We start from the raw sequence: 23,673 nt of genomic DNA on the forward strand, positions 1-23,673 counted from the left end.
TTATTTTTGTCTTGGTGCATTAAACAATATTGAAAACCAACCATAAATCCTTCCCGCTGTTTCTGTTAATGCTTCCTTCTTTTTTTTACTATTCCAGATATTGGTGGCTCGGACAGCAGTGAGAAATAGTGCAGTTAAATTCCATTTTATTCGTGCTTTTAGTAGTGGCTTGGGAAAACTTACTCGCCAAACATACCATCCGTTACGTAAAACCATTTTTCCATATTGAAATTGATTGGGTCTTCCGCCATCATCATGATAATGAAATAATTTAGCAGATGTGTTAACGTACAAATCTCCTATTTTAGATACCCTTATCGTAAAATCAGCATCTTCATAAAGACCATATCCTTCAAAGTATTCTGAGAATTTAATAGTTTCTAAAATATTCTTTTTAAAAGACGAAACACCTCCTAAAAAAAATTCTGTCTTATAGATTTTATTTGTGGGCGGAAAATAACTCATTGCTTTTCCATGTCCGAAATCCGGAACAATTCCGGGAGGACTATTGTCTAATAAACCTATTTTTTTTCTTAAAACAAACCTTTGGGAATATTTTCTTTTCCAACTTTCAAAATAGAAATAATTAAACTTCTTAACTTCGTTTTCACTACATCTTTGCCAATCTGCATTATTATTTATAATATACCCGCCTGCCCCTAAGGCTTCCGGGTATACGTCATATGTATGAAGTAAATTTTTAAAATAATCCAATTCTAAAACCGTATCATCATCTAAAAAGCAAACAACATCAATATCTTTTGCTACTTTAGAAATACCAAAATTCCTTTGTTTGGTTAGTCCTCTATTTTCATCAGAAACTAATTCGTATTTTAAATATTGAAATGAATTTTGTTTTAAAATCTTTTCCGTTTTATTGTTAGTTGATCCATCTACAATTAAAATTTCATTTGGATATAAACTTTGCGCCTGAACCGATTTTAAGAGTTTCAGTAGAGGCTCTGGCCGCATATAAGTGCAAACTATTAGTGAAAACTTCATTTTTTATTCTTTAATTCATTAGCCCAATATTCACTTTGTTTCCATTGCATTTTAAAATTTAAAAAATATCGTATTGGATTTTTAATAGTCTGTAATTTGTAAAACTTAAAAAATAAAATGGTTTTATATCCTTTTATCTGTTGTTTAGACAAATGCAACTGGTCATACAACATAACCGTTGGTGAAGGTTTAGGCTGAATTTTGTCATTGTGCCAAGGTAAAACAGGTTTAGTTCTAAACCCTCCTATTGGAGCTTTTAAGTGCAAAATTTCAGGTTTTGGAAAATAAATAACATCAACACCCTGATTACGAAGCTGCATACCAAAATCTGCATCTTCCCCAAAACCAAACTCGAATTTCATATTAAACTGCATATTTTTTATAAATTGATGCTGAACAATACTACATCCGGAACCAAAAGTAGGCCATTGAAATATTTTTTTATAAATTAATTTTTCATTTTTTTGAAAACAATTAAAAGTTGCGGCTTTTATTCCGTACAATTTTATCTGTTCTAAAGCTTTCTCAAGAAAATATTTTTCAAGTCTAATGTCATCATCAGCCATAAAGACCCACTCGCTTTTGATTTCCTTTAATGCTAAATTTCTGGCATTACACGCTCCTGTTTGGTGCGTAAAAATATGTTCTATTGAGAACGGCCAATTTTCACGAGTAAGATAATCTAATTCAGATATACTTAAAGGATTTGGATTTTGCTCTACAATTATAACTTTTGAAGGCAAACTTGTCTGTATTTTTAAATCCTGCAAAACATTGTATAAATAATCTTTTCTACCTATTGTGGGAATAATAACATCTATTTTTCCACCCGTAACCTGTTTCTTAGAGCTGACTTCAATTTCATCTAAAATATTTTCGCTTAATTTTCTTCGAACATAAAACAGACTAAAGACAAAAGGCAAAACGGGTATCTTTCTTTCGTATAAAAATAAATTTAAAAACAACAGAAAGATCCACTGTATCTTATAATGCTGTTTTACAAATCGAAATAATACAAAAGTATTTTTCTTGCTTGTCGCGATTTTTCGTGAAAAACCAGTTAATAATTGAGGCTCAGAATAACATAGAAGACCTTCAGGCATAGCCAGTTTTGCTAAAGAATGTAAAAAATAATCAAAGCTGCCGGATGTTGATAAACTATCTTTTAAAGTATTTAATACCGAAGTATGAATTCCGCCTGCAAAACTACTAACCAGCCAGCTTGGATAACTTACTTTTTTATTAATTTTAATGAAAGATGATAACTCGCAATATCCAATTGCTTCTGAAAGAAACGTTTCATCAATAGGATTATATGATACCATTATTTTATTATGATGAAAAACCGTAACCATTCCAGCAAGATTTAAATTGGGTTTTAAATCAATATGGCACCAAATCAATAAAGAATTGGGATACAACTTTGCCATTTCGAATAATGTTCTGGCTATGTTATTTTGAGAAAAAGTGATGGGCTTTGCATCAACTTCAACCTGAACTACATTATTATTTTCATGATAAATCGCTATCATTATTTCCTTGAGTTTAAAACTTCTTTATAAAAATCGATATTCTTTGAAACAATTTTACCTATATCGAATTTTGACTCTACTTTAAACCTTGCCAATTTACCAATCTCTAAACAAAGCTGATCATTTTGTAATAGCTCTATTATTCTTGAAGAATATAAATCATAATCAGCCGGGTGAACCAAATATCCATTTACTTTGTCTTCAATAAGTTCTTTAGACCAGCCTATATTACTGTTTACAACCGCTTTCTGCAAAGCCATAGATTCAATAGTTACCATCCCAAAGGTTTCAGCATAAGCTGGAAACACACATATATTTGCGTTTTTTATGTAATGCTGAATCTCAGAATAGGGAATCTTACCCAGATAATTCACATTTTTTAAATCCTCATCCTTAAATTGATTTTTCATCAATTGCCAGGTCGATTTTGATTTTGTTTGAATATCAGGAGCATCACTTCCTATTAAAACCAATTTGGCTTCAGGAAAACTTTGTCTCACTTTATTAAAAACTTCAGGCAATTCTAACACTCCTTTTTTTCTAATTAAAGTTCCTATATACAATATTAAATTTTTCTCGTAGACTTCCGGAGTTGTGTTTTCAAAATTTTGAAGTTCCAATCCGTGGTAAATAACCTTAATTTCTTTTTTTTTGATTTTAAAAAGTTTTTTAGAAACTTCTCCCGCAAAACCAGTTGGTGCAATAAATGCATCAGCCTGTTGAATCGCTGTTTTTTCAAACCACAAGTTTTTGCGTTTTTGCTTTCTGGCTTCTAAGTGACAAAAATAAGTATCGCTGCCATGAAAACGAATTATTACCGGAACAGTAAAATTCATAAAAGCTGTAATTCCGGTCCAATCAGGAGCTTCAATGAGCGAAATTTTTTCTTTTTCAATAATCGCATTACAATAATTCTGAATATGTTTTCGATGAAAAAACCAACTCAATAATTTATATTTTTTATTTTTTATCAAATGAATTTTAATTCCATTTTCAACAATAATTTCTTGTGATTTTTGACCATAAACAAATACTGAGACTTTTACATTTTCTTTTACTAAAGCGATTCCAAGATTTTTAATACTTGTACCAATACCAGCCGCATTTGCTACTTTGGCATGAGGGAACTCGGGAGTTAGAAAAGCTATATGAATCATTTCTTAAAAAAGTCTCTTAAAATTATGGAAGTGAAAATTTTAGACCCGGTATCATTCATGTGACCGCATGACGAAAAATATTTATCTTCTATTACTACATTCTCATAATTATGAATTTCAGGATAAGCTTTTTTTACTTTGTTAAAATAGTTCATACCCACAACATTCTCGCACATGGGTGTCATTACTGGTATAAAATTAATTTTATTGGCTTTACAGATAATCTTGATTTCCTCATAATATTTATTATGAGTCAATGGATTTAGTTTTGCAATATTGTTCTTCATATTAGCATTTTTATGCCTTTCTAATCCACGGTATCCCAGGTTATCTAACTGATTTGTTTTTTTGTGAATAGCTGCAAAAAATGTTTCTCTGCACCCTATTTTAGTTTCATATTTAATATATCGGTAAAAAGGAATATAATATAACTCACAAAAATTTTGCTGCCCTTCAAAATGACTTTTTATGATTTTTGAATTGTGAATATAAGGTAAAAATAAAGCCGATATTCCCTCTGCTTCATGTTCGTTTGACAAATTCAAATCTGCCTCCAAAATTACATTCTTGATATTATATTTTCTCTCAATCATTAACTTTAGAAGTAAGGAAGCCTCAAATAAATGTCCCCCACTCATTCCATAATTAAAAGTTTTTAATCCTTTTTCTTCAAACATCTTTGCATCAAAATGGTTATTAGCTCTTGATGAACCTAAGATTACCACATCAAAATTTCTGGATTTTGAATTAAAAACATCCTCTATTTTTCCTCTATTTTTAGATTGTAAAAAAACATAAGTATACAATCCGTCAAGAATGATTGCTATTAAGATCGTGATACATAAAATCTTGAGCGTATAAGTCAAAAACTGTTTCATTAAAACTGAAAATAAATAAATTCTTTGTAATCTGAATAAGTTCCAAAAGCTATTATGGATCCAATAGCCAAAGCTATTTTAAGCATACTTCTTTTTCCTGAAAGTGGCTCAACTTTGGTACGATTATTCCATTCGACTAAAACAAACGCACCAATCATCAGCAAAATTTCATAACTATATCTTTCGTTGTCTAAATATTGAAAGTTAAAATCTCTATTAGTAAAAATTCTCTTTAAATACAAAACCGCGTCCGTAATTGTTTTGGCTCTGAAAAATACCCAGGCCAAACAAGTTAATAAAAAAGTGCAAAGAATGCTTATTATAACTTTTGCCGAATCTAAATTGAATTTTAGCAGAACAGCATCCATATTATTTCGATTGCTATTAGATAACAACAATGGTAAAAAATAAACGGCATTAATAAATCCCCATGCAATGTATGTCCAACTGGCTCCGTGCCAAAATCCGCTGACTACAAAAATGATAAATGTATTTCTGATTTTCATCCAGATTCCGCCTTTACTTCCGCCTAATGGAATGTATAAATAATCACGAAACCAGGACGAAAGTGATATATGCCATCGACGCCAAAACTCTGCAATATCTCTTGAAAAGTAAGGATAATTAAAGTTTCGTAGTAAATCTAATCCGAATAATTTTGAAACTCCCAATGCAATATCTGAATATCCTGAAAAATCTCCATAAATCTGAAATGCAAAGTACACTGCTCCCAGAATTAATGAAAATGAATTCATTGAAGTATAATGATCAAAAATGGCATTGGCATAAGTTGCGCATGTATCAGCAATTACTACTTTTTTGACTAGCCCCCAAATGATTTGATAAATACCCTCTTTAGCTTTTTCTAAATCAAATTCTCTTTTGACCTTTATTTCCGGCAATAAATGTGTCGCTCTTTCTATTGGTCCTGCTACCAAAAGCGGAAAATAACTCACAAATAAGGAGTAATCTATAAAGTTATATTCGGCTTTTATTCGTTTATAATAGATATCAATTACATAAGATAAACCGTGAAAAGTGTAGAATGAAATTCCGACCGGAAGAATCACATCTAGCAAAATTGGGCTAGCTTTTATTCCGACAGTATTTAATAATTCTGAAAATGAAGCAGCAAAAAAGTTATAGTATTTAAAGACTCCTAAAAATCCTAAATTAACTATAATGCTTAACCAAAACCAGAATTTTCGGCTTTTATCTGATTTTCCTTTTTCGATTTGAATTCCGGTATAATAATCCAGAAATGTGGAGAAAACCAATAAAAAAAGAAATCTCCAATCCCAACAAGAATAAAAATAATAACTGGCAACTATCAATAAAGCGTTTTGAGTGTTTTTGCTTTTATTAAAAACAAACCAATAAAGAAAAAAAACAATTGGTAAAAAAATGGCAAAAGCCAAAGAGTTAAAAAACATAAATTAAGTTAGTTATTAATCACAAATAGATTCTTATTGTCATGAAATAAAAGTATTAGAGCCACTTGATTATAAAGTCCTGAATCGGAATATAAAAATCTCCTACATTTTCTTCAACTTTTTCCGGACTCCAATTCCACCATTCTATTTGTTTCATTTTTGAAATTGTATCCAAATCATATTTCATTTTGACAATCTCAGCCGGAACACCTGCAACAATAGCATAATCAGGAACATCTTTCGTTACAACTGCACCAGCCATAATAGTTACACCATTACCAATTGTTATGTTTGGCAAAATTACTGCATTCATGCCAATCCATACATCATTGCCAATTTTAGTTTTACTTGGATCTGTTTTTATTTCTTCCTTAAATTCAGATTGCGTTTTATTACCAATGAGCAAATTTTTATTTACCATATGGTTAAAATGAGGAAATGTAGTAACCTCACTCATCATATGATGACCAGAATCTAATATAAAATTAACATCATTTGCTATAGAACAGTATTTGCCAATCTCTAAGTGTGAATTATTATGCCATTGCCATACAAATGCGCCATTATGATATGTCTTATATCCTATCGTAACATTTTTTGCCTGATGCAAATATGTTTTATTTTGACCTATTAGAAAATCATGGTAGTTTTTTCCTAATATTTTCCACGCTATTTTACGTAAAAGCAATTTCATTTTACTATATGTTTAATACCGTCCCATATACGTTGAGATGCTAACTGTGGTGGGTGCTGATTTATTTTTTCAAACCATTTTTGAGCGTATTTAATTGTTGTCTCTGTATTTGACAAGCTGGCGTTTATTTTTTGACCAATTTCCTCACGCGAGTTTAACCATATTACCGCTTTTTTGTCAGGCATTGATCTAAAATGGATATAATTATAAATTTTTGCTACCGCCCAGTTTTTATCTTTCTTGCTAACAACATCATAATTAATAAAAGCACATGGCTTTTCAAAACTCACATAATCAAAAACCATCGAAGAACCAAGATTTACAACCATTTCTGTATGCTTTATAGTATTCGCATGCAAAATAATATCAGCCTGAGTTGGTAAAATTGTGTTCCAATCCTCACTTATTTTTTGCCATGCAGGAGCAATTGGTCTAATAATATCTTTGTAATCTTCGAGTGTCTTATCGTATCTTTTCGAGAAATCAACAGGACAGCGTCTAAAAACAATTCCTAAATTATTTCCTTGATCATTAAGCTTACGAACTGCTTCTGCAACATCTTTTAAATATTCTGCATCATCAGGGCAGGTTGTTATATCATCTCCTGAATAGCAAATATATTTTTTATTTACATCTAATTTATTTTGTTCAAAGAAAAGGTCACGTGAAACTAAATTATCTATATTAAAGTGCGTTTCAAACTGAGGTGTTCCTGTAATAAATATTTGTTTCTCTTTTATATAGGGATAATAATTAAGTAATTCGTTCTTCATATGCTGGCTCCACACAAAATAGTAATCCGTTTCAACAACCATTGTGGCTTTAGGCAAATTATCCCAGGAAAAAATAAAAGTCGCTGTGGGAATTCCTAATTGTTTCGCAGCCAAAATTGGAGCAATAGCAAGGGTAGGACGTTGATTTGTGCAAAAAACTATAGCAGGTTTTTCGCTTTGAAGTGTTTCTAAACATTTCTGATAATAAGCTGTTTTTTCTTCACTTTTTTTGATCTTTTCACGAATAACTTTTAATCCTTTTTCTGAGGAAAGAAAATAAATGAGTATCTGTGCAGTAAAACTTTTTATTTTGCTCTTAATTCCTTTATAACTAAACGGAAATCTATAAGTATCATAAACAATATCATCATTCTTTTTAATATTTAAATTGAGTTCAATATGTTTTCTCACATTTTTATAAATATCCGTAAAAGAATGCGTTTTGGCTTTTTCAATTTTAATTTCTTTAAAACCTAGTTCCTTTAATTGAAAAGGGGTATTGTTCCAAAATGTAATATCAAAACCATTTTGAATACCAATTTTATGAAAATTTGTAAATGCAAAATTTCGTAAGCCAACGCCATCTGGTAATAAAATAAAAATCTTATTGTTTTTCATTAAAATCCCTAAACTGTTTTTGATGATTAAGCTTCCAAATATCTTGGTTTTTTATACACTCAAGAAATAATTCTTTACTATTGCCCTGTCCGAAATCTTCATTGGAAGGATTAACTTTATGCGAAACTATTAAATTCAGAGCCTCTTTTATGTTTGTTCCAGAATAGTCTGTATTTATGATATCTGCATGAATAGCTCTATTTTGCTGTCTTGTTCCAATGTTTATAATTGGGATTCCATAATAGGGTGCTTCGCGAATTCCAGCACTACTATTGCCTATAATAAATTGACTGTTTTTTAATAACATCAAAAAATACTCGAAACGAAGCGATGGAAAGATTCTAAATCTTGGATTATCTTTTAGTTTCTCATATTCTTCTACAATGAATTGGCTTCCTAAATCATTATTTGGATAAATTACTATATAGTTGTGATTGTCATTTAATAAAACTTCAACAAAATCGTGAGCATATTTTTGCATGCCTTTAAATTCTGTAGTGACAGGATGAAACATTACAATTGCAAACTTTTGGAAAGGAATTTGGTAGTATTTTTTAACTACATCCAAATCAGGTAAAAGGTCCGAAAACATAATGTCAATATCAGGAGAACCAATAGTAAAAACAGATTCATTGATTTCTCCCATTTGAAGCAGCCTCTTAGCAGCTTGTTTATTTGAAACAAAATGGATGTGGCTTAATTTACTCACACTGTGTCTGATTAATTCATCTACAGTACCTGAAATTTCTCCACCTTCAATATGTGCAACTAAAATATTATTTAATGACCCTACAATGGCTCCTGCAAGCGTTTCTACACGATCACCATGTACCACAATCATATCTGGATTAATTGTCTTGCAATAGCCTGACAACCCCTCTATGGTTCTGGCCAGGGTTAAATCCATAGTAGTCTCATGAGTATGATTCTCAAAAATAAAAACATTTTTAAAATTACAGCGTTCAATCTCAATTAAAGTATAACCATACAACTCCTGCAGATGCATCCCTGTAACAAAAACAAAAACTTCAAAATCCTGCTGTATTTCAAGGATTTGAATTAATGATTTTATTTTTCCAAAATCAGCACGTGTACCTGTTAGGAAAAGAATCTTTTTTTGTGAACTACTCAAAATCCGAAAAGTCTAATTGTTCATCGTTTTCAATATCACGCAAAGCAACTTTTCCGAGAATATTATTAAAGTTTTCTGCTAAAATTTTACCGGTTCCGGGACGTTTTACCCAGATATTCTCTTTATTTAATATCTCCCCTTTTTTGATATCTTTAATAGAACAAACTGTCGCAAATGCAAAATCAATTGTGACTTGTTCTTCTAAAGCCGGCTTTTTAGATCCACCACGCATTAAAGCAATTTCTGCAGATGAAATAATTAACTCCTGACATGCCTTTTCATCCATACTACATACAATGTCTGGTCCTGTACGCTGCATATGATCTGTAAAATGGCGCTCTAAAATACTTCCTCCAAGAGCTACTGCTCCAAGGCAGGCATTATTATTTAATGTATGATCGCTTAACCCAAAAACTTTATCGGGAAAAGCTTCATGTAATTCTATCATAGCTCCATAACGAACCAAATGAATTGGTGTAGGATATAAATTGGTAGTATGTAAAAGAGCTACCGGAATATTATATTTATCAAAAACAGCAACTGCTTTCTGTACGCTTTCAATTGTATTCATGCCCGTACTTAAAATTACAGGTTTTCCAAAAGATGCGATATGTTCTAATAATGGATAATTGTTACACTCTCCAGAACCTATCTTATAAGCCGGAATATCAAACTTATTTAATCGTTCAGCAGCTGCACGCGAAAACGGTGTTGAAATAAAAATCATTCCTTTACTTTCAACATATTTTTTAAGCTCTAATTCATCGTCTTCGTTCAACGAGCAACGCTCCATAATTTCGTAAATAGAAACATCTGCATTACCCGGAATTACTTTTTTTGCAGCTCCGCTCATTTCGTCTTCAACAATATGGGTCTGGTGTTTTACGACCTCAACTCCTGCTCTATGCGCAGCATCAACCATTTCTTTGGCAACCAGAAGAGACCCTTCATGGTTAATTCCTATTTCAGCTATAACTAGAGGCGGAAAATCTGCTCCTATTTTTCGTCCGGAAATTTCTATATATGGATTCATAAATGTATTATTATTGTTTCTTGTACAGAAGATATTCTGCATAATCAAAATCATTTTGATCATCGATATCAACATTAGCAAAAATATGATTCATTTTTAAAGGAAAAGCATTCTCTGATAAAATTTTACTTTCTAAAATCAGTTTTGCTTTACTGATATAAAGTAATCCGTTTTCATAAAATAAAGGCTCTAAATCCTGACTTCGCTGACCGATTGTATAATTGAACGGAATAAATTTATTATTTTCTATTTTTCCTAACTTTTGATAATTCTGACTAACGGTAAATAAACTATCTATTTTTTTTTCCTTATAAATTTCAAATGCTTCTTTTAATAAATTTACTGGTCTTAATGGATTTGTAGCTTGTAATAAAATTACATTTTCTACTTTATCATCAATTTGTTCCAGAACATTTTTTAATGCTGAAATTGTAGGTTCTAAATCACCTGACAAGGATTGAGGACGGTTTACAATTTTAGCACCAAATTGTATGGCAACTCGTTTTATTTCTTCGTCATCTGTCGAAACATAAATTTCATCAACAATATCATTATTTGCCTGAGCATATAAAATACTATGTGCCAATAAAGGAATTTCACCAAAAATTTTTATGTTTTTCTGTGGTAGTCTTTTAGAACCTCCCCTAGCTGGAATTATAGCTATTGTTTTCATTTATAGCAATCTGTTTTTAGCATTTTCAATAACTACATTCATTCCTGAATTCCAGCTTTCCGAACTGTATAATTCTTCTAAAACTGGTGCTGAATCATTTTTATTTTGATCTAAAAATTCCAAAATAGCATCTTCCCATTCTTGCTCAAAATGTGGATTCTGAATCAACTTTCCTAATTTTCCATATTGCAAAACTTCTGGAACTCCCCCTAAAGCCGAAGCAATACAGTAACAACCAGAATGCAAAGCCTCTATCAAACTCAAACCAAAACCTTCATGCCATAAGGTGGGAAACAAATAACAATCTGCTATTTGGTAATATTTAGGAAGCGTATCATTTGGAATCTGTCCTAAAAACCGAACTCCTTCTACCGGAGTATTTCTGGTAGCGCCAACCACTAATAAAATTGCATTTTTATGAAATGTATTAATCTTTTTCCAAATTGGTAAAATAAAATCTAATCCTTTTTTAGGAACATCTCTTGAACACCAGATGAAAACTTTTTTATCTTTTAATTCTAATTCATCTTTTAAAATTTCTTTTTGCTCATTGCTTATTTTTTGAAATTTTGAAGTATCAATTCCGTTATGAAGTACAGAAAACCTACAAGGTAAAATAGTATAATATTCTTTATGAGCCTTGTAGCTATCATGCGTAAGCAAAACCATTTCGTCAATAGTTTCATAAAAATATCGACTTGCCAAATTTCCATAAAAAGGAGCGAAACCATGATAGAAAAACTGAAGAAAACAGTTTTTTCTAAGTCCTAACTGTAACAAAAGTTCTTGAAGAGGTTTTACAATCCCAAAATTATCTACAATTTGAATTACGTATTTCTCTTCTTCATTTAGATTTTTTTTTAATGCCTGCAAATAATTAAAGTATGGTTTTTTTTTCCATCTTTTAAAAAACTTATATTTTTTGCTTTGGCTTACAAATTCGTATTTAACATTATCAAAAACTTTTTCAGGTTGTTCACAAATCACATAGTCTATTTGATTAGTTCCTCTTAAATAATTAGCATACAAAGTAGTCCAACTTCCTGTCTTATGATAGGGTAATGCAAATTGAGATATCAAAATTACTTTTGGCATATAGATTTATTTAAAATGGACAAACTTCCATTAATTGTTTTTGGATCTGAATAATTCTTTCCTTTTTTGGCAATATATTACTTGAACTAAAAACAATCTCTAATTGATCATTAGTAATTGGCCCTTCTAAAAAAAGTGGTTTATACATTGCAAGATCGACCGATTCAAAATAATCCTGATATTTAATCCCATCACCAAAAATTTTATTTGAAAATTCAACCCAAACTGCTGGAATTTGATATGCATGTGATACAATTACTCCGTGTAAGGAGGAAGAAATTATTTTTTTGCAGGACAAAATAGCGTCAGTGACCTCTTCGACATTATTAGTCATTAAATTAATGACCAGAATATCTTTTAATCCTTTATATTGAATCATAACATTTTCATAATCAACATAGTGAGGAATAATCCCTAAATTATATTTTATTTTGTACTCAGGATTATAATGCTTCGGCATCAGTAAAGCAGGATCACCATAGATTTCAGGAACCTGATATCCTTGTTCGATTAACAGTTTTCTTGTTTGAGGTCCCCGGACTGCCAAAAATTCTGCTTTTTTAATTTTAAATTCTTTAGATATAATACCACTTCCCCAAACTATACATCTCCCATTTATTTGAGATAAGATACTTCCAACTGTAAAATAAACTGTGTGAAAATGATTCAAAAAATTGCGCTTTTTTGGATGCGTCCAAATAATCTTTTTATCAGATATTTTTTCAACTAAATACCTGCCAATCAAATCACCATAATTTTCCTCTTTTTTACTGGCTAAATGAATTTCACTCCACCAGAACAGCCTGATCTTTTTTCGATTTATCATAAAACCTTAAAACTATTTTTTAAAATTTAATTTTGAAAACGACGCTTTTCAAATTTTCTTCAATCTTATAAATATAGGCTTTAGTATGATAAAATGAAATCATATGCTGCAAAATTCGATCGTTTACTTCCTTCAAAGTATAAAATTGAGGCACTTTTTTTCCTAAATATTTTTTTAATTTATATTTTATTGAATTTTCGAAAGGGTCATTTTTAATTTGAATAGCCAAGATGCATTCATTAGCTAAAGCCAATTCGTGAAACAAAAAATAATCAATATTTTCTCTCTTGTTTGACACTTGAACAACTGGATAATTCTTTAATTTATCAAAGTCAGATTCTGAGATAACATTTCCCCAGGAGTCTTTATTAACTGTGGTTGTTCCATTTTTCAAATTTTGCTTCATATGCTGATTATTGAATTCAACAATTCCTGATAATTGCAATTCGGCATTAAGTTTTTTGATTTCTCTTCTTCGATAATTAAAATGCCACTGGTGCAATACCATGGTTTCTTTATCATAAAAATGCACTTCGCAACCTACATTTTTTAAGCGATTATGAACATCTGTATCCTCAGCTCCCCAAAAATGAAAAACTTCATCAAAGCCTCTAATTTCTTTTAATTTATTAACTGGAAAAAGAGAAATCCCTGTGGCATCGCCATTGCTAAAGAAATTTATTTTATATTTTTCAAACGATTTTTCTTTTTTACTTTCTTGTTCTGAAAGAAACCCTACCTGAAAATAAGTAACTTTATCATTTGCACAATACTGCTTCATGACAGTCGTAAAATCAGAATGAAAAATCATATCAACATCAGCAACTAAACAATAATCTGATTGTAAATTTTTGATAACAAAATTGAGTGCTTTACTTTTATTCCAAGGCTGAAATTCTGAAAACAAATAGTGATAGGTACAGAATGAAAATTCTTCAACTATTTTTTTAATTTCTGATGCTATTTCTTTTTTTGACCCATAATCAATAAAAACAACTTCAAAATTTTGCTCTTTTTGTTGTGCCAATGAATCTAAAGAACGCCTGATACGTATAGTTTCCCGATTTCGATAAGGATAAATAATGGTAATCATTTTTTAATTACTTTAATAATTTTTCACCTTTTCCTATTATTTTAAAACAAAAATATGCCACTATAACTTTACTCCAAAGCATCAAATAGTCCTTCTTAAAAAAAGTGAGTTTTTTAAGTAATTTAAAAAGACAAATTAAATCTGCTGTATTCGAAATCACAAAAGGCAAATATTTCATCATCGATTTAAAATAATATAATCTTAATTCATTTGATAGCTTATCTCTCTTCTCTAATAATTCTATTAACCTAACGACACTATGCAAATGCGATACTTTCAATACTGCCTTTTTTCTATTGTCAATATGCGAGGTTATATTATTTTCATGCTTCCTGTAATATGTCAGGTATGAATCAACAACTTTTAGGTTAGGATTTTCTAAAAGAATTCTTGCATAAAAATCGCCATCTTGTCCAGCAAGGAGTATTTCGTCAAAAAGAAGTTTTTGCGATTTCAAAAAAGACATTTTCCACATAACATCTGGTAAATACCACGAAATCTTTAGTGTCAGGAAATCAACCAATGTATTTTGAGTTAAAAAAGTTCGATTCTCTCTACCAGTAATTTGAGTAATTGTTTCTTTGAACATCATTGTTTTAGAAATCACACCGTCTAAATTAGTTTTTTCTTGTAAAGTTGTTATTTTTTGAAGAATGAACTCAGGATGCATAATATCATCACTGTCAAACCAATTAACAAATTCTCCCTGAGAAACTTCAAAACCATAATTTCTACAAGCATTTGCTCCTTTAATTCTGTTATCAGGGCGCTTGAATAATCTAAATCTGGAATCCTTTTTTATAAAATCTGATATTATCTCAAATGAATGATCTGTCGAATGGTCATCTACTAATATGCATTCCCAGTTTTGAAAACTTTGAGAACCAATACTTTCAAGTGTTTCTAAAATCAAATGTTTCCTGTTATAAAATGGAATAATGATAGATACTAGTGGTTTCACGATTGTATTGCTTTTAAGATCAAACAATCAAGAGTATCAATATGCTTTTTCATAGAAAAATATGTCCTAATATTTTCTTTGCCTCTCAAACCTAAAGAAATGGCATACTCTTTATCTCTCAGAATGGTCTTCATATGCTCTGCCATTTTTTTTACATCATGTTCTTCAAATAAAAGACCTGTCTGCTTATCTGTAATGACTTCAGAAATACCTGCATGCCTAGATGCGATTACGGGTAAACCGGCAGCACTTGATTCTAAAATGGCTAATGGTGTTCCTTCCATATCGCCATTTTTTGCAGTAATAGAATGTTGAACAAAGGCTAAAGATTCGGTCAAATATTGCCCATATTTTTCGGGAGTAATAATGCCGTCAAAGAAAACTGAGTTCTCCAACTGATAGTATTTACAAATATTTTCACAGGTTTCAAGTAAATTACCATCTCCTCCCATAATTAATTTAGCTTCCGGAAATTCACTTAATACTTCTTTAAAAGCCAGTAATGTGTAATAAGGTGCTTTTTTATTTGTAAATCTTCCTACTGATATAAACTGCTGTTTACTAAAGTTAGGCTGACAGTCTAAAAATAAATTGTTAGGTCCATAAATATTTTTAACTAATTTATCTCTTGGGCAGCCCAGTTCAAGTAATTTCTCTTTCATTACCTCAGAAACAACTACAATATAAGTTGCATAATCAAATATTCGAGCATATTGTTTTTCGAATTCCTTTATTGTAGAATACATTGAAGCATCGTATCCATGAAAATGAACTATTAACGGAATTTTAGATTCTTTTATAACATCTATAAACAGTCCGGCTGTTGTTCCGTATTCAAAAAAAAGCAGATCAATGCCTTTTTTTTTCCATGAATTTAATAATGCCTTTTTTTCAGAATAAAATTTTTTCTTTAGCAGGAGATTCAAAAATTTACCATAAATTTTCTTTGCTCCTTTTAACAATATTCCTTCTCCTTCTAAATTTAAGTTTGAAACCGATCCAAAATAATAATAAACTTTGCCTGACAAATGATTTTTATGCGCCTGGATAAAAGTTTCAGAGTATGCATTTTGTGAAGGTGAGATTATCGCTATTTTATTTTCTTGCAGTCCCATATAATCCAGTTATCATTTGTCCTTCGTTAAATTTTACCTGACCAGGTTTATCTTTTTTTAATAATATTTTAATCAATGGTTTTATTAACAGGGTTGCTATCTTTCTTTTATTTTTAGATAATGAACTTCTTTTTACCCATAATCCCAGCATTTGTGCCATTGCTGCATGCCATCCTCCTGTTGCTTTAATCTGAAGATTTGTAAAACCTGCTTTTTTTAAATGTCTTTCAAGTGAAAATGGAGTGTATCGATACTCATCATGGGGAACTTCGTGCAAATTCCATAAAAAAGGGACCGTGAAAAAAAACACCCCATTTGGTTTTAAAACCCGAAAAACTTCCTTCAATACAATTTCCGGTTCAGGACAATGCTCTAAAACTTCTGTTCCAAAGGCACATTCAAAACTGTTATTGTCAAATGGCATTACAACACCATCCCATGTATAATCTGGCTTTACCAAATTATCATAAATTAATGCATTTTCAATATCTAATCCTGTGTAATTTAAGACTTGACTATTTTCGAGAATAAATTTTTCGTATGGCTTTTTACCGCATCCAATATCCAGAATATGACCCGAAAACAGGTTTATATTTGATTTTAAAGCATTAAAAATTGCTTTGCGAATACAATAAGTATCTAAATTACTATTATTGAGCTCTATTTTTGTAAAATTATCCATTAATTTGTTAAAATCTTTTTATCAATTATTTTATTCATAATTTTTGAGCCATAAGCCCTACTTTAATTTTAAAAATTTAAGCCCTTTACTTATATATAGTTTTAGATATTCATAGCGATGATAATTTATCATTTTATCTAATTCATTCTGATACGAATTACTAAAATGAGTTTTAAAAAATCTAAAAAGCTTAATATTTTTTTTATGATAATTTTTTAATGACAGAATTGAAGTAACGCCATTTTCATTTTTTCGATAAACTCCCATTTCTCCTTCAATTCGTTTAAGTCTGCCTTTCGAAGCAACTAATGAAAACAAAGCTCTGTCACCACTTAAGACCTTCTCAAACCAATCTGGAATTTGCAAAAATTCTTTTCGGAACACGAACGAGCAGGTATGAAAAAGTGCCGTTTTAGAAAAAGTGTCTTTAAGTTCAAAATCATTTTTTTCATAAACGCGCCAAGGTTGTGGTTTAAAATTTGGAATCATCTCATTAATCATAATTACATTATGAAAACAACCTGAATAATCTTTGTTATTATCTAAAAAATCAATTTGTTTTTGAAGCTTATTTTTGTCAGTCCAATAATCATCTCCCTCACAGAGTGCTATATATTCGCCGGAACACTCTTTTAAAGCAAAAATAAAATTTGGCATTATTCTTAGATTACTAGGATGCAAAAAATATCGAATACAATTTCCTTTAGGATGTGATGTTATTATACTTCTGATCACCTCATCAGTACGATCTGGAGAGTGATCATTTGCAATTATGAGTTCAAAATCAAAATTAGTTTTTTGCATCAAAATACTTTCTATTGCCTCGCGAATGTAATTTTCATGCTTATAGGTAATCATGCATACACTAACCTTCATAATAAAAATCTAATGGTGCTATTTCTTTTTTAAAACTTGCAGGATTTCCTGCTACCATACAATTATCAGGAACATTTTTAGTTACTATAGATCCGGCTGCTACAACAACATTTTTACCTATGGAAACATCTGGCAAAATAACAGCTCCACTGCCAATGTGCGAAAATGAGCCAATTTCACATCTGCCTAGTAAAGTAGCATTTGGTGAAATTTCAACAAAATCTCCTATCAAAACATCGTGAGTTACAATGACATTATAATAAACAATACACCCTTTACCCAAACGAACACCATTAGAAATTATAGCTCCCTGCAAAATGTTATTTCCAGCACCAATTGAAACATCAAAATTTCCTATTTGAGCTAATGGACTAATTGTAGATGATAAGCTCCCTCCCAAAGCCTCAAAAGTATCTTTTATCTGTTTTCTCAAAATAGGCTTTCCGATTCCTATTGTGAACGAGGAGTCTGTAGTCTGAAAATATTTTTGAGCTTCTTGTTTAGAATGAAGTATTTTGAATTTTTTAAATAAAAAATCAGGCGCATTTAAGGTTATGTCATCATAAAATACAACATTCTCTAAATCGTTTTTATGATAAAATGTTTCTAACACCTCTTTAGCAAAACCTTTTGCACCTATTATAAGCATAAACTTTTATTAATTACTGCAACAATTTGTTCCAATTCTGATTCTTTTATTCCAACATATAATGGCAAACACAATATTCTCGAAGAAATACTTTCACTAATAGGCATTTCTGCCTTATTGATGTAGTTTATTGTATTTAATGAAGGATAAAAATATCTTCTGGGATAAATTGAAACTTTGTTGAGATGAGTCTGAACATTTAATAAATCAGTTTCATTATTAAATACAACAGGGTAATAACTGTAATTCCAGGTTGTATTTTCTCTAAGTTGTATTTTTTTAATTTTATTTTTATCCAAATTCGCATTATAATACTCTACCACTTTTTTTCTCTCATCCAGAATATAATCTAAGTAAGGAAATACAGCTAAACCCATGGCTGCCTGAAGCTCAGAAATTTTTCCATTTATTCCTAAACCATAAAAATCAAGTTCTCCTTTATGTCCAAAATTATGCGAATAATATAATTTCTGAAATAATTTCTCGTCTTTACAGAACAAAGCTCCACCCTCTGCAGTATGAAAAAGTTTTGTAGCATGAAAACTTACAGTACTAACATCTCCATATTCAAAAATACTTTTTTGTTTATATTTTACACCAAAACAATGAGCTGCATCATAAATTACTTTTAAGTTGTGCTTTTGCGCAATCTTTTCAATAGTCTCTACATCACAGGGATTACCAAAAACATGTGTGGCTAATATTGCCTTTGTTTTTGAAGTAATTGCTGCTTCAATTTTAGTTTCGTCAATAGTAAAATAATCAGGATGGATATCAACAAAAACTGGTGTACAATTTTCCCATATTATTGCCGCTGAAGTAGCAACATAACTAAACGGAGTGGTAATAATTTCGCTATTTTCTCCTAAAATTTTTACTGCTATTTGCAATGGAACAGTTCCGTTACTAGTTATTAAAACTGAAGAAACATCTAGATACGACTTTAATTTAGTTTCTAACTCTAAAACGAGTTTACCTCTATTTGTAAGCCATTGTGTAGCCCAAACATCATTTAGAATTTCATCGTATTCATTTTTTGGAGGTAAGAATGTTTTAGTTACGTTAATCATTTTTTTGCTATGTGCAATTGTTTTAAAATTATTGCCTAAAATTTAATTGAATTAAATTTTATTATTTAGAATCTGTATTTATTTCCCATTCAAATTGGGGCTTAATATATCCTGGTTCTCTACCCATGTAAACCCCTAAATCCCTACCCCCATCAATTACTGTAAATGATATGATATCTTTTTCTATAAAAATGGGTTTTTTTCTGTCTTCAACCAAAAAAAAGGATAAGAAGTATTGTCCTGACTGAAAAAAGGAGGCCGGAAAAAAACACGTTAATTCATTATTACCATTCACTAATTTAGCGGCTGTTTCCCCATTTGAAAAAGAAAATAAGGTTTCACCCATTTCATTATATAAATGATAGGTAACATGATATTCTTTTTCTTTTTTATTTTTAAGTTCAATAAAAGTTTTTAGTTCAATTGCTTTGTTCTCTACAATCGGATCTTCGATAGTTTTACCAGTATTATTAATTGAAATTTCTAATAATTTAAATATTTCTTTATCATACAATTCATCAAATTTTCTTTGGTTCATAATTTCAGAATCACCACTTAAATAGTAACTTACAGCATGTTCAATATTACTAATCAATTTAATTTTTCCTTTTTCTAAAACCACCCCTTTATTACACAAGCTTTTTACTGCTGCCATATTATGGCTAACAAATAAAACAGTTCTTCCTTCACCTTTAGATATATCTTTCATTTTTCCAATTGCCTTTTTTTGGAATTCAGCATCACCTACAGCTAAAACCTCATCAATAATTAAAATCTCAGGTTCTAAAAAAGCTGCAACAGCAAAAGCTAATCGAACAGTCATACCACTACTGTATCTTTTTACAGGAGTATCAATGTAACGTTCACAACCAGAAAATTCAATTATTTCATCGAGCTTTGAAGTAATTTCTCTTTTGGTCATTCCTAAAATAGCCCCGTTAAGGTAAATATTTTCGCGACCGGTCATTTCACCATGAAAACCTGTTCCTACTTCCAATAAGGAAGCAATTCTTCCTTTTGATTTTATACTTCCCGTAGTAGGAGCTGTTACTTTAGAAAGAATTTTCAATAAGGTGGATTTTCCGGCACCATTCTTACCTATAATCCCAACAACTTCTCCTCTCTCAACATCAAAATCAATATTTTGTAACGCCCAGACATAATCACTGGTTCCTTTAGTCGACCTGTCATTAGTATCACCTATAGTTAAATAAGGATCTTCTTTCCCTCGAACTTTATACCACCATCTATTTAAGTCATGACTCAAAGTACCTGTCCCAATTTGTCCTAATCGGTATTGTTTAGAAACATTTTCTACTTTTAAAATAATATCTTTTTCCACAATTAACTGTTATTAATAAATTATTAGGAGACTAAACAGTGTCAATAAAACTTTTTTCAGTTTTATTGAACATTAAAAGCCCCAGAAAAAATATAATTATGGTTACTATAAAAGTATATATTAGACCTAAAGAAGATATATGTCCAACATTTAAGAGCATATAACGCGAGGTTTCAATAATATAAGCTAATGGATTATATGCTACAATCCACCCATACTGAGGCAATTTTGCTTTAATTAATTCTATAGGATACATTACCGCAGAAACATACATTAGCAATTGTATACTAAAACCTATTAAATAACTAAAATCTCTATATTTAGTGACTAAAGAGGAGATCAACATTCCTAATCCGAGACCTAAAATTCCTATAAGCAAGATTAGAAACGGCAAAAATACAACTGCAATATTTAAAGAAATTAAAAATCCACTAGTGTAATAATAAATATAAAAGATTATAAAAATAAGGAATTGAATGCCTAATTTTATTAAATTAGAAATCACAATAGAAAGCGGTGTTATAATTCTTGGGAAATAAACTTTTCCAAAGATTCCAGCATTGGCTTTAAATGTATCGGATGTACTTGTCAAACAGGAGGTAAAGTAATTCCATACAGTTATTCCGGCAAGATTAAACAAAAACGCAGGAACTTTTCCTGTGTCAATCCCAGCAACGCTATTGAAAATAATAGTGTATGTTAAAGAGGTTAGTAAAGGCTGAATCAGATACCAAAGCGGCCCTAAAACTGTTTGTTTATAAACTGTAATTACATCTCGTTTTACAAATAGAAATAACAAATCCCTATATTGCCATACTTCTTTAAAATTAAGAGCAAAAAAATTATTTTTTGGTGTTATTTCAAACAACCAATCTTTATTATCAATATTATTCATTTCATAAATTAACAGGGTTTTTACCCATTCAAAAAAAGATTAAAAAAGCAAAAAGGCGTTTTTTTATAAAAACACCTTCCATATTTACTATATAATAAACATTTTATACATCCAAAACCTCAAAAGAAGAATTCATACTTTTAAATTCAGGAACTATTTTTTTCATTTTACCAACAATATCATCATTACTGTGAAAATTAGCAATCTCTATGAGCTCGTCAACTTCAGTATGCAGATTTTCATATTCATCCTGGATTTCCTGTGCAATCATAATTTTATTATGATAGGTTGGTAAAGTTTTAGAAGTATCATTCAATAATTCTTCATACAATTTTTCACCTGGTCTAAGTCCTACAATCTTTATTTTTATTTCCTTATCAGGGATAAAGCCAGCTAACTTAATCATTTTTTTTGCTAAATCTATAATCTTTACCGGTTTACCCATATCAAAGATGTAAATTTCACCACCCTTTCCCATTGCTCCTGCTTCTAAAACCAACTGACAGGCTTCGGGGATGGTCATGAAATAACGTATAATATCCTGATGAGTTATAGTAACAGGACCTCCTTCGGCAATCTGTCTAGTAAACAAAGGAACTACTGATCCATTGGAACCTAATACATTCCCAAAACGGGTTGTAATAAATTTAGTTACACATTGCGATTTTTCGGTTTGATTTTTTAAAAATAAAGACTGTACATATTTTTCCGCAATACGCTTACTCGCCCCCATAACATTACTAGGGTTAACGGCTTTATCAGTAGAAACCATTACAAATTTTTTAACCTTGTATTTACAAGCCAAATCCGCTAAATTTTTAGTCCCTTTTACATTTGTAAGAACCGCTTGTGAGGGATTTTCTTCCATCAGAGGAACATGCTTGTACGCCGCAGCATGAAAGATTACCTGGGGACTATGATCTATAAATACTTTTTCTAAAGCTTTTTTACTCTTAACATCAGCAATAACAGCTCTTATTTTTGTTTGAGAATCCACACTCAAAGTTTCCAGACATAGATTGTGCAAAGGTGTTTCAGCTTGATCTAAAATAATTATTGTTTTAGGATTAAATCCTAAAACCTGCCTTACAATTTCGCTACCAATAGAACCTGCGGCCCCTGTAATTAAGATCACTTTATCTTTCAATTGTTTAGATATAGATTTACTATCCAAAACAATTGGTTTCCTTTCTAATAAATCCTCAATCTGAATATTTTTTACTTTTTGAGAAATCTCTTTTTGATTTTCCCAATCTGAAATTAAAGGAACTGTATATACCTTGTAATTAAATTCTAAACATTGGTCAACAATAATTAACTGCTCTTCCTTAGATAAACTTTTATCAGCAATAATAACTCCTTCTGCTGCTACTGATCGCATTAATGCTGGTAATTTTTTCTTTTGAATCAATATTGGCATATCAAGCATTCGCTTAGAGGCGTTTTGATTATTTTTATCTACAAAACCAACAATCTTAAATCTGGAAGGCGTTTCAAATTTTAATGCATTGGCAACTGAAATTGCATTAGCATCTGTACCATAAATAACTGTTCTTATTAATTTAGAATCCGTTTTTTCTGAAAAATAAATTTCAAAAGTTTGTTTTACAATTACCCTATATAAAAACAAACCACAGAAAGAAAGTACTAAGTTTATAAAAAGAGCTGTATTTAAAAAAGCTTTATGTCCTGAATATAACTCATATATCAAATTAAAGAACAAAAAGAAAACCAAAACTGACATCTGTGAAAACAGTAATTTGATTGCATCTATATAGGAAGAATGCCTAATAATTCCTGAATATGTTCTAAAAAGCCAGAAGAAAAACACATTAACAAGTATAAGACTTGTAACAAAAATGAAATGAAATGATGTTATAATATACCCTAATGCTGTTCCCTCAAACAACATATAAGTAAATGTAAACGAAAAGATAAGAACCATTACATCAATAGCAACAATAATCCATCTTGGTAAATAACTAAGATTATTAATGTTTGCTTTAAGATTTCTTGGCGAAAAATTATTATGTAACAAAGCCGCCATTTTGTTTCGTTTATCTGTATTCAAATTGGTTATATTTAATATTTACAACTAAGCACAATTACAAAAGTACTAATTTAACATATAAAAAGATATTTCT

The 23,673-nt window shown here is 30.4% G+C and carries 22 protein-coding genes; all 22 read right to left on the reverse strand.

From position 1 onward, the window contains the following. Entirely contained in the window at positions 1–1,002 is a 1,002-nt protein-coding gene (locus JE46_RS14290) for a glycosyltransferase family 2 protein (protein ID WP_031455977.1), read from the reverse strand. Continuing rightward, complete coding sequence (locus tag JE46_RS14295; RefSeq protein ID WP_031455978.1) at positions 999–2,534, reverse strand: glycosyltransferase family 2 protein; 1,536 nt, start codon at positions 2,532–2,534, stop codon at positions 999–1,001. Before JE46_RS14295 ends, JE46_RS14290 begins: the two co-directional genes overlap by 4 nt. Beyond that, a complete protein-coding gene (locus JE46_RS14300) occupies positions 2,534–3,691 on the reverse strand; it encodes a glycosyltransferase family 4 protein (protein WP_317041407.1) in 1,158 nt (385 codons plus the stop codon). Before JE46_RS14300 ends, JE46_RS14295 begins: the two co-directional genes overlap by 1 nt. Next, complete coding sequence (locus tag JE46_RS14305; RefSeq protein ID WP_031455980.1) at positions 3,688–4,569, reverse strand: hypothetical protein; 882 nt, start codon at positions 4,567–4,569, stop codon at positions 3,688–3,690. The genes JE46_RS14300 and JE46_RS14305 overlap by 4 nt, the downstream gene beginning before the upstream one ends. Then, positions 4,569–6,002: an MBOAT family O-acyltransferase gene (locus tag JE46_RS14310; RefSeq protein WP_031455981.1), complete on the reverse strand. Its 1,434-nt coding sequence runs from the start codon at positions 6,000–6,002 to the stop codon at positions 4,569–4,571. The genes JE46_RS14305 and JE46_RS14310 overlap by 1 nt, the downstream gene beginning before the upstream one ends. Positions 6,003–6,057: 55 nt before the next feature. Beyond that, a complete protein-coding gene (locus tag JE46_RS14315) occupies positions 6,058–6,696 on the reverse strand; it encodes a CatB-related O-acetyltransferase (protein WP_051872891.1) in 639 nt (212 codons plus the stop codon). Further along, a complete protein-coding gene (locus tag JE46_RS14320) occupies positions 6,693–8,087 on the reverse strand; it encodes a glycosyltransferase family protein (protein WP_031455983.1) in 1,395 nt (464 codons plus the stop codon). The genes JE46_RS14315 and JE46_RS14320 overlap by 4 nt, the downstream gene beginning before the upstream one ends. Continuing rightward, positions 8,074–9,219, reverse strand: a complete 1,146-nt coding sequence (gene neuC, locus JE46_RS14325; protein WP_031455984.1) for a UDP-N-acetylglucosamine 2-epimerase — start codon at positions 9,217–9,219, stop codon at positions 8,074–8,076. The genes JE46_RS14320 and neuC overlap by 14 nt, the downstream gene beginning before the upstream one ends. Further along, positions 9,212–10,252, reverse strand: a complete 1,041-nt coding sequence (locus JE46_RS14330) for an N-acetylneuraminate synthase family protein (RefSeq protein WP_031455985.1) — start codon at positions 10,250–10,252, stop codon at positions 9,212–9,214. The genes neuC and JE46_RS14330 overlap by 8 nt, the downstream gene beginning before the upstream one ends. 10 nt (positions 10,253–10,262) lie before the next feature. Continuing rightward, entirely contained in the window at positions 10,263–10,925 is a 663-nt protein-coding gene (locus JE46_RS14335; protein WP_031455986.1) for an acylneuraminate cytidylyltransferase family protein, read from the reverse strand. Beyond that, entirely contained in the window at positions 10,926–12,020 is a 1,095-nt protein-coding gene (locus JE46_RS14340) for a glycosyltransferase family 4 protein (RefSeq protein WP_031455987.1), read from the reverse strand. It abuts the gene before it with no gap. 10 nt (positions 12,021–12,030) lie between these two features. Next, positions 12,031–12,846, reverse strand: coding sequence for a polysaccharide pyruvyl transferase family protein (locus JE46_RS14345; RefSeq protein ID WP_031455988.1), 816 nt, complete (start codon positions 12,844–12,846; stop codon positions 12,031–12,033). A 19-nt stretch (positions 12,847–12,865) separates the two neighbouring features. Continuing rightward, on the reverse strand, positions 12,866–13,939 hold the full coding sequence (locus JE46_RS14350; RefSeq protein WP_031455989.1) for a glycosyltransferase family 2 protein: 1,074 nt from the start codon (positions 13,937–13,939) through the stop codon (positions 12,866–12,868). A 7-nt stretch (positions 13,940–13,946) separates the two neighbouring features. Beyond that, complete coding sequence (locus JE46_RS14355) at positions 13,947–14,900, reverse strand: glycosyltransferase family 2 protein (protein WP_167343441.1); 954 nt, start codon at positions 14,898–14,900, stop codon at positions 13,947–13,949. Beyond that, positions 14,897–16,015, reverse strand: a complete 1,119-nt coding sequence (locus tag JE46_RS14360) for a glycosyltransferase family 4 protein (protein ID WP_031455991.1) — start codon at positions 16,013–16,015, stop codon at positions 14,897–14,899. Before JE46_RS14360 ends, JE46_RS14355 begins: the two co-directional genes overlap by 4 nt. Beyond that, positions 15,996–16,697 carry a class I SAM-dependent methyltransferase gene (locus JE46_RS14365; RefSeq protein ID WP_031455992.1) on the reverse strand — a complete coding sequence of 234 codons (702 nt, stop codon included), beginning with the start codon at positions 16,695–16,697 and terminating at the stop codon, positions 15,996–15,998. The genes JE46_RS14360 and JE46_RS14365 overlap by 20 nt, the downstream gene beginning before the upstream one ends. Before the next feature lie 57 nt (positions 16,698–16,754). Next, positions 16,755–17,573 carry a glycosyltransferase family 2 protein gene (locus JE46_RS14370; protein WP_083480890.1) on the reverse strand — a complete coding sequence of 273 codons (819 nt, stop codon included), beginning with the start codon at positions 17,571–17,573 and terminating at the stop codon, positions 16,755–16,757. Continuing rightward, positions 17,563–18,222, reverse strand: a complete 660-nt coding sequence (locus tag JE46_RS14375) for an acetyltransferase (protein WP_031455994.1) — start codon at positions 18,220–18,222, stop codon at positions 17,563–17,565. Before JE46_RS14375 ends, JE46_RS14370 begins: the two co-directional genes overlap by 11 nt. Continuing rightward, positions 18,213–19,292 carry a DegT/DnrJ/EryC1/StrS family aminotransferase gene (locus JE46_RS14380; RefSeq protein WP_031455995.1) on the reverse strand — a complete coding sequence of 360 codons (1,080 nt, stop codon included), beginning with the start codon at positions 19,290–19,292 and terminating at the stop codon, positions 18,213–18,215. The genes JE46_RS14375 and JE46_RS14380 overlap by 10 nt, the downstream gene beginning before the upstream one ends. Before the next feature lie 61 nt (positions 19,293–19,353). Further along, positions 19,354–20,634, reverse strand: coding sequence for an ABC transporter ATP-binding protein (locus tag JE46_RS14385; RefSeq protein ID WP_031455996.1), 1,281 nt, complete (start codon positions 20,632–20,634; stop codon positions 19,354–19,356). 31 nt (positions 20,635–20,665) lie between these two features. Then, positions 20,666–21,529 (reverse strand): ABC transporter permease, encoded by an 864-nt coding sequence (locus JE46_RS14390; protein ID WP_031455997.1) that lies wholly within the window; start codon positions 21,527–21,529, stop codon positions 20,666–20,668. Between the two features lie 103 nt (positions 21,530–21,632). Beyond that, positions 21,633–23,600, reverse strand: coding sequence for a polysaccharide biosynthesis protein (locus JE46_RS14395; RefSeq protein WP_031455998.1), 1,968 nt, complete (start codon positions 23,598–23,600; stop codon positions 21,633–21,635). Positions 23,601–23,673: the final 73 nt, after the last annotated feature.

The sequence above is a fragment of the Flavobacterium chungangense LMG 26729 genome, from assembly GCF_000735715.2.
GTDB classification, from domain to species: domain Bacteria; phylum Bacteroidota; class Bacteroidia; order Flavobacteriales; family Flavobacteriaceae; genus Flavobacterium; species Flavobacterium chungangense.